The organism is Dokdonia sp. MED134 (assembly GCF_000152925.2).
Classification (GTDB): Bacteria; Bacteroidota; Bacteroidia; order Flavobacteriales; family Flavobacteriaceae; genus Dokdonia.
The window spans coordinates 1162440-1177429 of record NZ_CP009301.1; the positions used below are offsets into that span (position 1 = coordinate 1162440).

Below are 14990 nucleotides of genomic sequence, written 5' to 3' on the forward strand. Positions count from 1 at the left end.
CGCATCATATTATGGCAAAAATCTCCCCCTTCTGCGCTGTGCGACCTACAAGAGATAAAGTAGGTCTCGTAGCCACACGTGCATATCAATTTTATGATCAAGAGGGGCGAGATCACCGTATGGCACGTAATCCGTTTTCTTTTTTGCACATTATAAATCCTGGATATAAATTTCACAAAGAGATTACGGGTAAACAGCGATTTGAGCTTGTACGTAATAGATATCAAGAGTTTAAAGAAGATGGCATTTTTATAAAAGAAAATAAACCTGCTTTTTACATATATAAGATTGTAGATAGAGACCAGAACACCTTTCACGGTATTGTGGCAAGCGCCTCTGTAGAAGACTATAAAAATGATGTCATAAAAAAGCACGAAGACACCCTGCAAGATCGTGAGCTACTCTTTAAAGACTATCTTGAGACGGTAGGGTTTAATGCAGAGGCTGTACTACTCACCTATCAAGATGACTCTAGCATAAAAGCGATATTACAAGATGTAATGAGTACACGTGCAGAGTATGAGTTTACAACCACATACCGAGACACACATTACTTATGGCCAGTTACAGATAACTCAACTATAACAGCACTTCAAGAAGCCTTTGAGCAACTAGGTAATCTTTATATTGCAGATGGGCACCATCGCTCCTCCTCCTCTGCACTACTCTCAGAGGGACATCCAGAGCATCAAGAGACATACCATCACTTTATGAGCTTTTTAATTCCAGAGTCTGAGTTGCTTATTTATGAGTTTAATAGACTTATAAAAGACCTTAACGGTCTTACTAAAGAAGCTTTCCTCATAGCATTAGACAGCCATTATAGAATTCAAAACAGAGGAAAGCTACCTTATAGACCATCTAAGAAATACCACTTTAGTATGTATCTAGATGGTGAGTACTACAGTTTGTATTTACGCCATAAACTTAGAACTTTTGACACGCCCCTTGAGCGACTAGATACTCAAATATTATATGAGACTGTGTTAAAACCTATTTTAGGCATCACAGATTTACGCAATGACAAGCGTATAGAATATATAGACGGGAGGCGTGATATCGCAAGCCTTACAGACCGTGTAGACAGTAAAGAGTTTGTTGTGAGTTTTGGAATGCTTCCTATCACCATAGAAGACTTAAAAGAAATTGCAGACGCAGGGCTTAAAATGCCACCAAAAAGTACGTATATTGAACCTAAACTACGCAGCGGCGTCACGATTTACGAATTTTAATGAGTATAGCAGAAAATATTTTACGCTTTCGCGAAAGCATCCCACCACACGTAACACTTGTAGCGGTTTCAAAAACAAAACCCGTAGCAGATCTTATGGAAGCCTATGAGACTGGACAACGCATTTTTGGAGAAAATAAAATCCAAGAAATGACAGAGAAGTGGGAAGAAATGCCAAAAGATATACAATGGCATATGATAGGTCACGTGCAGACTAACAAGGTCAAGTTTATGGCTCCCTTTGTAAGTCTCGTGCACGCGGTAGACCGTATAAAGCTCCTCAAAGAAATTAACAAACAAGCCCTTGCAAATGATCGTGTGATAGATGTACTTATACAGGTGAAAATTGCGCGAGAAGATTCAAAATTTGGTATGGCGGTAGATGATGTTATCTCGCTTTTTCAATCTAAAGAGCTTGACAACTATCCTAATGTAAACGTAGTTGGCCTTATGGGTATGGCAACTTTTACAGATGATCAACGCCAGGTACAGGCAGAGTTTGAGTTGCTAGAAGGGTTATTTTTACGCTTTCGCGAAAGCGCAAATCTCACCATTTTATCATCAGGTATGAGTGGTGATTATAAACTAGCCATAGATAACGGCAGCACAATGATACGTGTGGGGAGTAGTATTTTTGGCGCTAGATAGCCATTATACACACAACAATTTAATTATAGTACTCGTTTTACGAGCAAAACAATAGACTTATTTACGCAATACTAGACATAGAAACCACCGGTGGAAAATACAACGAAGAAGGTATTACGGAGATAGCTATTTATAAATTTGACGGGCAGACAGTTGTTGATGAGTTTGTCACCCTTGTAAACCCAGAGCGACCTATACAAGCTTTTGTAGTAGGTCTTACGGGTATAAATAATGAAATGTTACGCAATGCGCCAAAATTTCACGAGGTTGCAAAACGCATTATAGAAATCACTGAGGGTTGTACCATTGTTGCTCACAATGCACAATTTGACTACCGCATACTTAGTCTAGAGTTTGATAGGTTAGGATATCACTTTGATAGAACAACACTCTGTACCGTTGAGCTATCACAAGAGCTCTTACCAGGGCACGACAGTTACAGCTTAGGAAAACTCACAAAGGCATTAGGTATTTCAATGTCTAATCGTCACCGTGCAGATGGCGACGCGATTGCTACTGTAAAACTCTTTGAACTACTACTATCAAAAGATCCAGAGCAAATAGTTTTTAAAAAAGCGACGCGCTCTTTTCCTAAAAAGCATATGGATACTAAGCTCAAGGAGCTTATAAAATCTGTTCCTTCTGAGACTGGAGTGTACTTTATGCATAATGTAAATGAGACCATTATATACATTGGGAAAAGTAAAAATATGAAGAAGCGGCTTACCCAGCATTTTACAAACGACAACCGCAAAAGTAAAAAAATACAAGATGAAGTAGAGAGTGTCACTTATATACAAACGGGAAGTGAACTTCTAGCATTACTTAAAGAGAACGATGCTATAAAACACTATAAACCTAAGTATAATAGAGCCCTAAGACGCACAAAATTTAAGGTACAACTTACACACTTTACAGACCAGCAAGGTTACATACATCTTAAGACAGAACGTGCAGATGGACGTAAGGAGTCTATTACTACCTATAGCAATACAATGAGTGCAAAGAGTAGTCTGGAACGTATTATTGCTGCCTACAACCTGTGTATGAATAAAACACAGTTTAATTCAAAATCTGGTAGTTGTTTTAATTATGGGATTGAAAAGTGTAATGGTGCCTGTGTAGAAAAAGAAGATCCAGCTTCATATAACAAGCGAGTACAGCAATTTATAGATAAGCATAGCTATAAAAACAAAAGTATGATTATCACAGATCGTGGTCGTAAGTCTAATGAGCGCTCTTTTGTATTAATAGAAAATGGGAAATTTAAAGGAATAGGTTTTTATGATCATAACAATGATATAAGCGATCTTGACTATTTAAACACTATTATAGAACCTATGTCTGATAATAGAGATGCAAAGCATATTATACAAACGTATACTAGAAGTCGCAAGCGATTAAAGGTGATTGCCCTAGAGCATATTTCAAACTCATAGATAAGTAGTACATTTATCACATAATAGGCACAACAAACAGTGACAAAAGACAGTACATCACCCTGGCGTAGAAAACTTCACGATATTATTTATGAGGCAGATACGCCTGCCGGAAAGTTATTTGACGTAGTATTACTCATACTTATACTTGCAAGTATTGCTCTGGTAATGCTTGAGAGTGTAAAGAGTATTGATGCAAGATTTCACGATTATTTTGAGATAGGAGAATGGATTATCACGATATTCTTCACACTAGAATATTTTGCTAGAATAGTTACTATCAAAAAACCTGGCACTTATATTTTTAGCTTCTACGGTCTTATAGACTTCTTCTCTACTATACCTCAATACCTAGCTTTTTTCTTTATAGGCTCAAATGCGCTATTAACCGTAAGAGCACTGCGCTTGCTTAGGGTCTTCAGAATTTTAAAGATTACAAGATACGTAGGTGAGTCTAATAAATTATCTAGAGCTCTTAAAGACTCTAGAGCAAAGATTAGTATATTTTTATTTGCTGTGCTTATACTTTGTATCATAGCTGGTACAATTATGTATATGGTAGAAGGAGAAGAAAGTGGCTTTACAAGTATACCTGTAAGTGTATATTGGTGTATAGTTACCCTTACTACGGTAGGTTTTGGAGATATTGCACCTGTGACACCTCTTGGGCAATTTATAGCTGCCCTTATTATGATTTTAGGTTATGGGATTATCGCTGTACCAACAGGAATCGTAAGCGCAGAGTATGCAAAGGATATGGAACCTTCTAAAGTTACAATAGATGGTGAAGACTATGTACATATGAATACACAGTGCTGTCAAAATTGTAATGCAAAGAAGCATCGTGATGATGCAGAGTTTTGTCATAAATGCGGTAACTCTCTTGACCGTGACTTCTAAGTATCTTATTGCCATTGTAGGCCCTACCGCTATAGGTAAAACGGCTCTCTCTATAAAAGTCGCCCAGCATTTTAATACAGAGATTCTCTCTGCAGATAGTAGGCAATTTTTTAAGGAGATGTACATAGGTACAGCTGTACCAGAGCCAGAAGAACTTGCAGCGGCGCCCCATCACTTTATACAACACTTATCTGTAGATGAGCCTTACAGCGTAGGCCATTTTGAAAAAGATGCGATACAAAAGATTACAACCTTGCACAAAATGCATAATGAACTCGTTATGGTAGGCGGTTCTGGAATGTATGTAGACGCTGTTATAAATGGTCTTGATGAATTTCCAGATGTAAAACCTGGCGTAAGAGAAGACCTTAAAACTTTACTAGCAACAGACGGAAAAATAGCTCTACAAAAGCTTCTTAAAGAAAAAGATCCCACCTATTATTCTCAAGTAGATATAGATAATACACAACGAGTGATCAGAGCACTTGAGGTTTGCCTGTCATCTGGTAAGCCATTTTCATCTTTTAGAGATAAACCTAGACCTGCTCGTGACTTTCAAACCATAAAAATAGGCCTTAAGGCAGACCGTGAGATTATGTATGATCGCATTAATAGACGTGTAGATATTATGGTTGAAAATGGACTTGTAGAGGAGGTAGAAAGTTTGCTTTCGCGAAAGCAAAATAATGCACTTATCACTGTGGGTTACAGAGAGCTTTTTGAATATTTTGAAGGGAAAGTTACACTAGAGCGCGCCATAGAGAATATAAAAACAAACACCCGAAGATTTGCCAAAAGACAAATGACCTGGTACCGTAAAGATACGAGTATACACTGGTTTGATTTTGAAACTCCTTTTGAAGAAATCGCTTCATTTTTAAACAAGAAAACGCACCACTCATAAAAGTGGTACGTTTTATAAATTCACTAATATCTTTTAGATATTAAATGCTTACTCGTCTTTCTTAACGACTAGACGGAAACCTTCTCCGTGTATGTTAAGAATCTCAACAACGTCATCTTTCTTTAAGTACTTACGTAGTTTTGCGATGTATACATCCATACTACGTGAAGTAAAGTAGTTATCATCTCTCCAGATCTTTGTAAGTGCTAGCTCACGGGGCATAAGGTCATTCTCGTGTAGGGCAAGCATACGTAATAATTCATTCTCCTTAGGAGATAATTTTATAGGCTCTTCTTCTTTATATGTTAAGAAACGTAACTTAGAGTTAAGGTGGAAGTTCCCTATGTTAAACTCAAACTGCTTAGAGTCTGCAACAGAGTCTACCGCTTTGCGCTGTATGATTGCCTTAATTTTCATAAGTAAGACCTCACTATCAAAAGGCTTATTAAGGTAATCATCTGCTCCTACTTTATACCCTTTAAGAACATCTTCTTTAAGCGCTTTTGCCGTTAAGAAGATAATAGGAATTTCTTCGTTCTTCTCTCTTATTTCTTTTGCCAGTGTAAATCCATCTTTGTAAGGCATCATCACGTCTAAGATACATAGATCGTAATCATCTTTTTTGAATTTTTCAAATCCTTCCATTCCATTCTTTGCGTGAGTGACATCATAGTCATTCATCATAAGGTAATCCTTAAGAACAGTTCCAAAGTTTGGATCATCCTCTACTAGTAAAATCTTTTTGTTTTCAGTTTCCATATTATAATGATATTAGTGGTAATTTGATTATGAATGTGCTCCCCATTCCTTTTTCGCTTTCGACAGAGATTTCACCTTGGTGATCATCTACTATTCGTTTTGCATATGCAAGCCCTAAGCCGTGGCCTTTTACGTTATGTATATCTCCCGTATGCTCACGGTAAAATTTATCAAATACTTTTTTCTGCACAGTTTTAGACATTCCATCACCTTTGTCTTTTATCTTTATGACAATGGAGTCTTTTGTGTTTTCTGTATAAACATCTATTTCTGGCGCTCTATCTTCTGGTGTATACTTTACAGCATTGTCCATTATATTGACTAACACATTTGTGAAATGTGACTCATTTGCTAGCACTGGTGTGCGCTCTGCGTCAAGGTGAAGATTAATATAACCTCCTCGATCTTCTACTAGCAGCAATATATGGTTACTTGCATCTTCTACAAGCTCGTGCATATCGAGACGCTCTTTATTAATGTCTAATTCGTTTTTCTCTAGTTTAGATATGCGCAGTACATTTTCTACTTGTCCGTGCATACGTTTATTTTCTTCTCTTATAAGACCTTGATAGTATGCTACTTTTTCTGGACTGCTAGAAATTTTTGAATTTTTTAAAGCATCTAGCGCTAGGTTTATAGTAGCGATAGGTGTTTTAAACTCGTGGGTCATATTATTTATAAAATCTGTCTTAATCTGTGATATCTGTCGTTGCTTATTGAGCTGATGTAATGCACTTGAGTAGGCGATCACTATTATAAGTGTAAAAATTATAGACAACCCTGCCATTCCTAATATAGAAGAGATAACAAACTTCTTCTCACCAGGAAACTGAACATATAATGAGTAATCACTTACGTCTTTATCGTATAGAAATATAGGCTCGCTATATCCCGGTGCAGACTTTCTAAACTTAAAATCTTTAGATCGTACTCTTGTTAATAGATCATTACTATATACTCCAAATTCAAAATCTGTTTCTAGATTACGCTCTACAAGCTCTATGGTAAGAAGTTTACTTATTTCCTCCTCTGTAACACGATTATGTATAGGAATTCTATTTGCTATATCGCTTACAATTCCAGAAAATTGGTATTTCTCGTAATCGAGCAATCTAGAAAATTCTTGTATTCTATTTGATGTTGAACTTTCATTACCGTCTACACTACCCCTTTTTATGATTTGAGTAGATCTTCTGTTTGCATATCTTTTAAACTCTATACTATCCCCTTCTTCTCCTGTAACTCCTGGCGCTGTGATTTTAAAATCTTCTTGTAAAATGCCGCTACTGTATAAAGTAATCTCATTATTTACGAGATCTTCATTTATGTAAAAGTATTCTTCAAAAGACAACTCGTCTGGAAGCCCAATACTATCTACCATTTTCTGTACCGGATAATAGTAATCCTCTAGCTCTCGGTTTTCTATTCTATCTACCACAGCAGATAGTGCTTGCTTAGCGTTAAAGCTAAATTGCTCACGCTTAGCATCTACACTACTAGATATCCAATAGCCTTGTACAAATATGATACCTATGAGCGACAAGCTCATAAGCACAATTAATAAGTAAAATAGTTTTTTATTCACTACCCAAAAATAAGATTTTAACATTTCAGGCGGTTTCGGTTTAACCAAATGTTAACAAGCGGTAGTTATGCTATGCCCAACCCTTATCTAGACGCACCATAATATGAGTGTGAATGCGTGACACAGCGTTTTTTGCTTCTTCGAGTTTTATATTTTCTACGACAACATCTGCCATTGCAGCCTTACGATCATCAGACCATTGTGCTTTCATTCTCTTAATTACCTCATTTTCGGTCGTACCGTCTCTTTTTATAGTACGAGCGATACGCTCTTTTAAAGGAGCCGTTACAAGTATGGTAAAGTCACATAAATTATATCCCCCGTTTTCAAATAAAATTGCAGCCTCTTGCATAACGTATGCTGCATTTTGAGCGGCAACCCAGTCTTGAAAATGTTTTCTAACCGCAGGGTGTACTATAGCATTGAGTCTAGATAGCATTTTTTTTGAGTTAAAGACCTTACTCGCTATATAAGGCCTATTAAGTAAACCTTCCCTATATGCTTCTTCTCCAAAAAGGTTAATGATCTCCCTTTGCAATTCCTTGCTTGTGTTCATAAGGAGTTTTGCCTCGTCATCTGCAATATAAACAGGTATTCCTAATTCTTTAAAAAAACCTGCAATCGTCGTTTTACCGCTTCCTATGCCGCCTGTAATACCTACTACTATCATAACTAATTAATTACAATAAACTTTACTTGCTTGTTTATAAGTCTCGCAACTTTTACGGTAGCAGGTGCCTTTGCTATTTTGAGCGGTAAATAAGCATCATTATCTGAAGCGTTTTCATAATCACAGGTAACAAGGAAATCTGACGGGGTGATTTTATCAAAATTTTCGAGTTCTACTATATAGCTTACTTCTGCAGTTTTGGGCAATATTTTAACCTGCGTATCTAGATCATTAAGTATGGTAATAGGCACTACAATTTTACCCTCTGTATACTTAGCTACATCTTGTACTACATTTACCGCAGTTTGTGACAACCGCACATCTTGTGGCAGCTCTTGAGTAGATAGTGCTACTTCTTGCGCTATCTTTTTATCTACCTCCATTAGTTCTTTTCCTATTGTAAAAACTTCTTTGATTGATGTTATAGAAGTCGCTGGGCCCACTATGGTAATACTATCTGGCTCGATACGTAGTTTACTTTTTGCTCCATAACCTGTTTTATAAGAAACGGCAACATTAGATTGTACTGGGATACGCTTTGACGCTACAGAATCTACAGCTATACGTATTTGAGGAGGAACGATTGCAAGTACAGCTCCTTCATTATCTACAACTTCTTTTTGTGAAAGTGATCTAGCTGTTACTGTATATTCATACATATGAGACTCTACGCTCTGTAGCTCTGTAAAAGACACTTTTAATGTAGGCTCCTCTATAGCATTTGTAAGTAAGGAAAAACCAGAACCTTCTGCACTTACTTTTACATAGCTAGGTGTTAACTCTTGTACCGTTCGGTCTATAGGGACATCTACCACTTCTATGGCTACCTCAAATTGCGTTTTATATGTTTTAGATAATTTTATGAGGCCAGCAATGATAGTAGTAAACAGCAAGAAGAATAAAAACTCTCTTGCACTCACGCTGTTTATTTTAATTCCTCTCAACATATACGGTGGTTACTTTTGGTTCTCTAATGTACTAAAAAAAAGATGTGGATAACGCTTTCGCGGAAGCTGTCTTAGCCATTTTATTTCTATTGTAGAAGACAGAAAACCCGTACCGTAGCCATAAAACTGAATACCGGTTGCAACAATACTTAGATAACCTATAACGAGGCTTTTATTTATAATACTTGAATGCACAAAAATAATCGCAACATACAATGCGTAAAACTTGAGTAGTATCGTATTACCAAACAATGCTACGAGTAAACTTACAGCTAGACCTACGATAAACAAAGTAGGAAACCAATAAGTAAGCTTTGCTGTACTAGGGTGCCACGCGTTTAGTATAGGTCGTACTAGTCCAAATTTATGAACTTGAGTGTAAAACTTTTTCCAAGAGATACGACGTTTATGATAGACAAAAGCCTCTGGTATAAGCGCCGTTTTAAAACCTAGATCCCATAATCGCAATACGAGATCTGGATCCTCCCCGGGATGAATATCTCCAAAACCTTTACTAGCTTGAAAAGCCTTTTTAGACAATCCCATATTAAAACTACGAGGTTGGAATTTTCCGGTATCTTCACTTCCGCCGCGTATGCCGCCCGTGGTAAAAAATGAAGTCATACTATAACTTATAGCCTTCTGCAAGTTAGAAAAGTCTGGATGTGCCGCATCTGGACCGCCAAAACAATCTACATATCGCTCCTTTAACTGCTTATCCATCACCTCAACATACTGTGGAGGCAACATACAATCTGAATCTAGTATGATAAAATAATTACCTCTCGCTCTCTCCATCCCATAGTTGCGAGAACTCCCTGGGCCTGAGTTAGGCTTTGTTAAATAGGTAACATCAAGATCTGGGTAAGCATCTATTACTTCTTTACAAGGTAAGCTAGAGCCATCTTCAATAATTACAATCTCATAAGGAATAGCGGTTTCTTGCTGGTCAAAACTAGCAAGTAGTTCGGCCACCTCATCTGGTCGATTATAAACGGGAATAATAAATGAATATGAAAGTTGCATATAAAACAAAGCTAAGACATCCCTAAAGGCTAGGCAATAAAAAACCACCGACATATAGACGGTGGTTGGTATGGGTTTGATTCCGCTTTCGCGAAAGCGTACTAAAGTTTATTCGTGTCCTTCGGCTTTCATAAAAGCGTCCATCACCTCATTACTTACTCCCGTGTTGCTGAAACCTCCGTCATTATAAAGGTTTTGCATTGTTACACGCTTTGTAAGGTCTGAAAATAGTGAGATGGTATAATCTGCACAGTCTTGTGCCGTAGCATTACCTAGCGGACTCATCTTCTCTGCATAAGCGATAAAACCGTCAAAACCTTTTACTCCTTGACCTGCCGTAGTAGGTGTAGGTGATTGTGATATTGTGTTTACACGTACGTTCTTTTCTTTACCATAAAAGTATCCAAAACTACGTGCGATAGACTCTAAGTATGCCTTATTATCTGCCATATCGTTATAATCTGGAAATACACGCTGCGCTGCCATATAGGTAAGGGCTACGATACTTCCCCACTCATTCATAGCATCTTGCTTGTAGAGTGTTTGCATTACTTTATGAAAAGACATTGCAGATACATCTGTACCTTTTTGTGTCCAGTCATATTTTTGATCTGTATAAGCACGCCCTTTACGTACGTTTACAGACATCCCGATAGAGTGTAGTACAAAGTCTAACTTACCTCCTAGTATTTCTTGTGCTTTTGTAACAAGGTTTTCTAGATCTTCTAGCGATGTAGCATCTGCAGGAATAATCTCTGACCCTGTCTTTTCTGCAAGCTCGTTAATCTGTCCCATACGCATAGCGATAGGTGCGTTAGTAAGTACAAAAGATCCTCCCTCTTCGTGTACACGCTCTGCTGTTTTCCAAGCGATTGAATTTGCATCTAATGCTCCAAAAATAATTCCGCGTTTTCCTTTAAGTAAGTTATAACTCATAATAACAGTAATGGTTTGATGTATTCTAGTTAGGTTTTCGGCCTGCGCCGTTATGGAGGTGTAAATATCGTGGTTTCTGCTTAAATCACACTAGTTTAGTAGATTTTTTGCGTGAGCAATTGCCGCGTCACTGTGTTGCCCACCACCTAGCATAGCTGCTATCTCTACAATACGTTCATCCTCATTGAGTCGTTCTATGTAGGTTTGCGTACGCTCATCTGTATCTTTCTTGTACACTTTAAAATGTGAAGCACCCTGACCCGCAATTTGCGGTAAGTGGGTGATACTTACAAGTTGCATTGTACGCCCCATTTTTTTCAAGATGGCTCCCATCTTTACTGCAATATCTCCGCTCACACCGGTATCAATCTCATCAAAAATAAGTGTAGGCAATTGTTTATGTTTACTAAGAACAGACTTAAGGGCGAGCATTACTCTAGAGAGCTCACCGCCAGAGGCTCCTTTACCTAAAGGTTTTAGATCACTACCCTTATTGGCCGAAAATAAAAATTCTAAGTTATCTGTTCCAGTTGTTGTAAGAGTATCTTGAGAATCTAACTGAACTGCAAACTGTGCATTAGGCATACCAAGTTCAACAAGTAGTTTTTCTACTAGTGAGGTAAGGTGTGGTATTGCAGCAGCACGATCTTTATGTAACTGAGAAGCCAGTGCAAATGCACTTTCCTTTTCTAATTGTATCTGAGCTTCTAGCGCTTCTATCTTATCATCTACCCCTGCGATATCTTGAAGATCATTATCTAGTCTATCTCGTATCTCAATAAGTTCTTCTACACTTCCTACCTGATGTTTTTTAATAAGCGAGTGCAATAATTGCATACGAGTATTGAGTCGTTCTAGTGTAAGTGGGTCTGCATCTACATTATCAGAAACCTGACTAAGTACTTCTCCTATATCTTCTAGTTCAAGTAGTGTACTATTAAGTCGCTCATACAATTCTGTATATTGAGTACCATAACTATTGAGTCTACCCAGCGCTGCTCTAGCTGCGGCAAGTTGATCTATAGCTCCAGTTTGTTCTAGAGATACATTTTGCACAGCTGTAGCCAGCTGCTGCATAATCTCATCTGCATTGCTTAGTGTGTTAAGCTCCTCTTCTATCTCTGCATACTCTCCTACCTTTAATGCTGCCTCGTCAAGCTCTGTAAAAAGAAAAGATTGATAATCATACTCTAGCTGGGCTTGCTTCTTTTTTTCTAAAAGTTCGACAAGGGCCGCTTTTGAAGTCTTCCACTGAGTGTAAGCCGTTCTATATTTTTTTAATAATGCCACACTGTTTGAGAACGTATCAATCATCTCAAATTGAAAATCATTTTCAACCACTTGCAGTGTTTTATTCTGGCTATGTATATCTACTAGCCTAGCGCCCAGTGTGGAAAGTTGTGATAGTGTTACCGGCGTGTCATTTATGAAGGCTCTACTTTTTCCAGAAGGTAAAATTTCCCTTCTTATAATAGTAGACGCATCATAATCGAGATCATTAGCCTTAAAAAAAGTTTTGAGGTGGTAGTCACTTATAGCAAAAACACCCTCTACTACACATTTTTGAGACGCATCTCCTGCGCTAGACATATCTGCTCTTTTACCCGTAATAAGACCTAGTGCTCCTAGCAATATAGACTTACCAGCACCTGTCTCTCCAGTAATAACAGTAAACCCTTTATCAAACTGTAATTGTACAGATTGAATAAGTGCATAATTTTTTATAGAAAGGGAAGTAAGCAATGATTTTTAGATTTAGTTAAAATAAACGCACAAAGTGAGATGTAATACTCAACAAAAAATTCCCGTTATACGGGAATTTAAAATTAAGGATTGTCCTTATTATATACTATTAAAATGTGATTTGTCTCCAGTAATTTGATTTAGTTGGTGCAACTTGATTGAGCACCTCTACAAGAGATTTTACATTTACAGAAGGACCCCCAGAAAAGATAGAAGCAATCTCCTCCCCCTTAGTATCAAAAAATACACGGGTTAAAAAATTATTAGGCCTCTTGTTATACATAGACCTAAATTGAGATAAGGTAGTTGCAAGTGTTTGTTTACTACGCTTTTTATCTTCACCCATAAAATCAAGACCCGTACGGTGATACGTATACATTATACCTGCAAACTCTCTAAAATTAGGAGAAAGTAAATCTTCATTTAATCTATATCTAGACTGTGACCCGTCTTGAGGACTCCATCCGGTCTCACTACTAGGCTGCGCAGTTGTAACTATTTGCTTTGCAAGCTGAAAATATCTATCACCATCATTAAGCTTAAACGTATTTGCATCCATACCTATGATAGTATAAGCATAAAAAGCAATTACAGAAACTAAGTTTGAGTCAAACGTATTAGGGTTAAAAATAAGCGGCTGAAACTCTGTGTACTCAAAATCAAACTGCTTATCGTTAAAGTTAAAAGTAGGCGTATCATAATTAGAACCAAAAACAGGTCGCGATGCTCCTACTTGTACGCTTGCGCGAAAGTTGTTACCATCCTGCTGAGTAATAATTACATTAAAAGAACAGTCTATACGCTCTTGTTGCTTAAAACGTTTATCTGTCCACTTAGTAGTATTTATAAACTCCGTAAGTGAGCGTTCTAAAGTTTTAAAAACTTGTAAATCTGCTTTATTAGTTTGCTCTGCGTTGATAATCACAACTGCATTAAGCTCTTGTGCTACAAGGTTAAATGAGCAACATAAAACCACTAAGAATGTAAGTACTCTCATCATATTTTTTCGGCTATTTTATCAAATATATCAATAGACACTTCGGCTTTAGTCTTTAAATCATACTCCGTAACCGAACCGTCTTTTTCAATAAACGTAATTTTATTGGTTTTGGTCTGAAACCCTGCACCTTTATCTCGCAAAGAGTTTAAAACAATCGCGTCAAGATTTTTCTTCTCGAGCTTTTTCTTTGCATTTTCTAACTCATTTTGAGTCTCTAATGCAAAGCCTAAAAGATATTGATCTTTTTTAATAGTTCCCAGTGATGCAAGAATATCCTTAGTTTTTACTAAGTCTATTTGCATCGAAGTGTCTTTTTTCTTGATCTTCTCCTCTGCTACTTGCGCTGGCTTATAGTCAGCCACTGCTGCTGCTGCGATTGCTACATCTACCTTATCAAATACGGCGTGTGCAGCATCATACATTTGCTCACCAGAGACTACATTATGTACTGTAATTAAACTATGATTTACTTTTATAGCACTAGGTCCCAGTATAAGATCTACTGTCGCACCCAGGTCTGCTGCTCTTAAAGCAAGCTCGCATCCCATCTTACCACTACTGTGATTTCCTATAAAACGTACGGGATCTATTGCTTCATAAGTAGGTCCTGCTGTAATCATCACACGTTTACCTCTTAGAGGCAACTTACCCATTACATCATTCTCAATAAATGTCACGATATCCTCTGGCTCTGCCATACGTCCTTTACCTACCAGACCAGAAGCAAGTTCACCACTGGTAGCCTCTATCATTACATTACCATAAGACTGCAGTTTCTGAAAAGAATTTGTAGATGAAGGATGGATATACATATCAAGATCCATTGCTGGAGCAAAATACACAGGACACTTTGCACTTAGGTATGTGGCTAGCAGCAAATTATCTGAAGCCCCATTTGCCATTTTTGAAAGCGTGTTTGCTGTTGCAGGAGCTATAACCATAAGGTCTGCCCACAGCCCAAGCTCCACGTGATTTGTCCACACCGCATTATCATCACCTTCAATTGTAAACGATGAGTGTACCTCATTACGAGAGAGTGTACTTAATGTGAGCGGAGTAACAAAGTCTTTTGCCTTCTCTGTCATTACTACTTGCACAGAAGCGCCAGCCTTTATGAATGCTCTCACAAGACTGGCGCTTTTATATGCTGCAATGCCAGCGGTTACTCCTAAAAGTATTTTTTTACCGCTTAATACTGACAT

At 37.6% G+C, this 14990-nt stretch carries 14 protein-coding genes; 5 read left to right on the forward strand and 9 right to left on the reverse strand.

Annotated elements, in window-relative coordinates:
• Positions 1–11 precede the first annotated feature (11 nt).
• The 5 genes from MED134_RS05140 to miaA are packed head-to-tail and all read left to right on the forward strand — an operon-like array spanning position 12 to position 5122.
• A complete protein-coding gene (locus MED134_RS05140) occupies positions 12–1232 on the forward strand; it encodes a DUF1015 domain-containing protein (RefSeq protein WP_021778430.1) in 1221 nt (406 codons plus the stop codon).
• Entirely contained in the window at positions 1232–1879 is a 648-nt protein-coding gene (locus MED134_RS05145; protein WP_021778429.1) for a YggS family pyridoxal phosphate-dependent enzyme, read from the forward strand. Before MED134_RS05140 ends, MED134_RS05145 begins: the two co-directional genes overlap by 1 nt.
• Before the next feature lie 59 nt (positions 1880–1938).
• On the forward strand, positions 1939–3318 hold the full coding sequence (locus MED134_RS05150) for an exonuclease domain-containing protein (RefSeq protein WP_038597170.1): 1380 nt from the start codon (positions 1939–1941) through the stop codon (positions 3316–3318).
• A 39-nt stretch (positions 3319–3357) separates the two neighbouring features.
• Positions 3358–4218, forward strand: coding sequence for an ion transporter (locus tag MED134_RS05155; protein WP_021778427.1), 861 nt, complete (start codon positions 3358–3360; stop codon positions 4216–4218).
• Positions 4169–5122 carry a tRNA (adenosine(37)-N6)-dimethylallyltransferase MiaA gene (gene miaA, locus MED134_RS05160; protein ID WP_052084272.1) on the forward strand — a complete coding sequence of 318 codons (954 nt, stop codon included), beginning with the start codon at positions 4169–4171 and terminating at the stop codon, positions 5120–5122. The genes MED134_RS05155 and miaA overlap by 50 nt, the downstream gene beginning before the upstream one ends.
• Positions 5123–5170: 48 nt before the next feature.
• On the opposite strand, the gene MED134_RS05165 is transcribed toward miaA, so the two are convergent.
• The 9 genes from MED134_RS05165 to coaBC form a co-directional block, all read right to left on the reverse strand.
• A complete protein-coding gene (locus MED134_RS05165) occupies positions 5171–5881 on the reverse strand; it encodes a response regulator transcription factor (RefSeq protein ID WP_021778425.1) in 711 nt (236 codons plus the stop codon).
• Between the two features lies 1 nt (position 5882).
• A complete protein-coding gene (locus MED134_RS05170; RefSeq protein ID WP_038600932.1) occupies positions 5883–7466 on the reverse strand; it encodes a sensor histidine kinase in 1584 nt (527 codons plus the stop codon).
• Between the two features lie 70 nt (positions 7467–7536).
• Positions 7537–8136 (reverse strand): dephospho-CoA kinase, encoded by a 600-nt coding sequence (gene coaE / locus MED134_RS05175; protein ID WP_021778423.1) that lies wholly within the window; start codon positions 8134–8136, stop codon positions 7537–7539.
• Between the two features lie 2 nt (positions 8137–8138).
• Entirely contained in the window at positions 8139–9083 is a 945-nt protein-coding gene (locus MED134_RS05180) for a hypothetical protein (protein WP_021778422.1), read from the reverse strand.
• A 9-nt stretch (positions 9084–9092) separates the two neighbouring features.
• Entirely contained in the window at positions 9093–10109 is a 1017-nt protein-coding gene (locus MED134_RS05185) for a glycosyltransferase (protein WP_038600935.1), read from the reverse strand.
• A gap of 108 nt (positions 10110–10217) precedes the next feature.
• Positions 10218–11045 (reverse strand): enoyl-ACP reductase, encoded by an 828-nt coding sequence (locus tag MED134_RS05190; RefSeq protein ID WP_021778420.1) that lies wholly within the window; start codon positions 11043–11045, stop codon positions 10218–10220.
• Between the two features lie 90 nt (positions 11046–11135).
• Positions 11136–12788: a DNA repair protein RecN gene (gene recN / locus MED134_RS05195; RefSeq protein WP_021778419.1), complete on the reverse strand. Its 1653-nt coding sequence runs from the start codon at positions 12786–12788 to the stop codon at positions 11136–11138.
• 109 nt (positions 12789–12897) lie between these two features.
• Positions 12898–13788, reverse strand: coding sequence for a DUF4835 family protein (locus MED134_RS05200; protein ID WP_021778418.1), 891 nt, complete (start codon positions 13786–13788; stop codon positions 12898–12900).
• A complete protein-coding gene (gene coaBC, locus MED134_RS05205) occupies positions 13785–14990 on the reverse strand; it encodes a bifunctional phosphopantothenoylcysteine decarboxylase/phosphopantothenate--cysteine ligase CoaBC (protein ID WP_021778417.1) in 1206 nt (401 codons plus the stop codon). The genes MED134_RS05200 and coaBC overlap by 4 nt, the downstream gene beginning before the upstream one ends.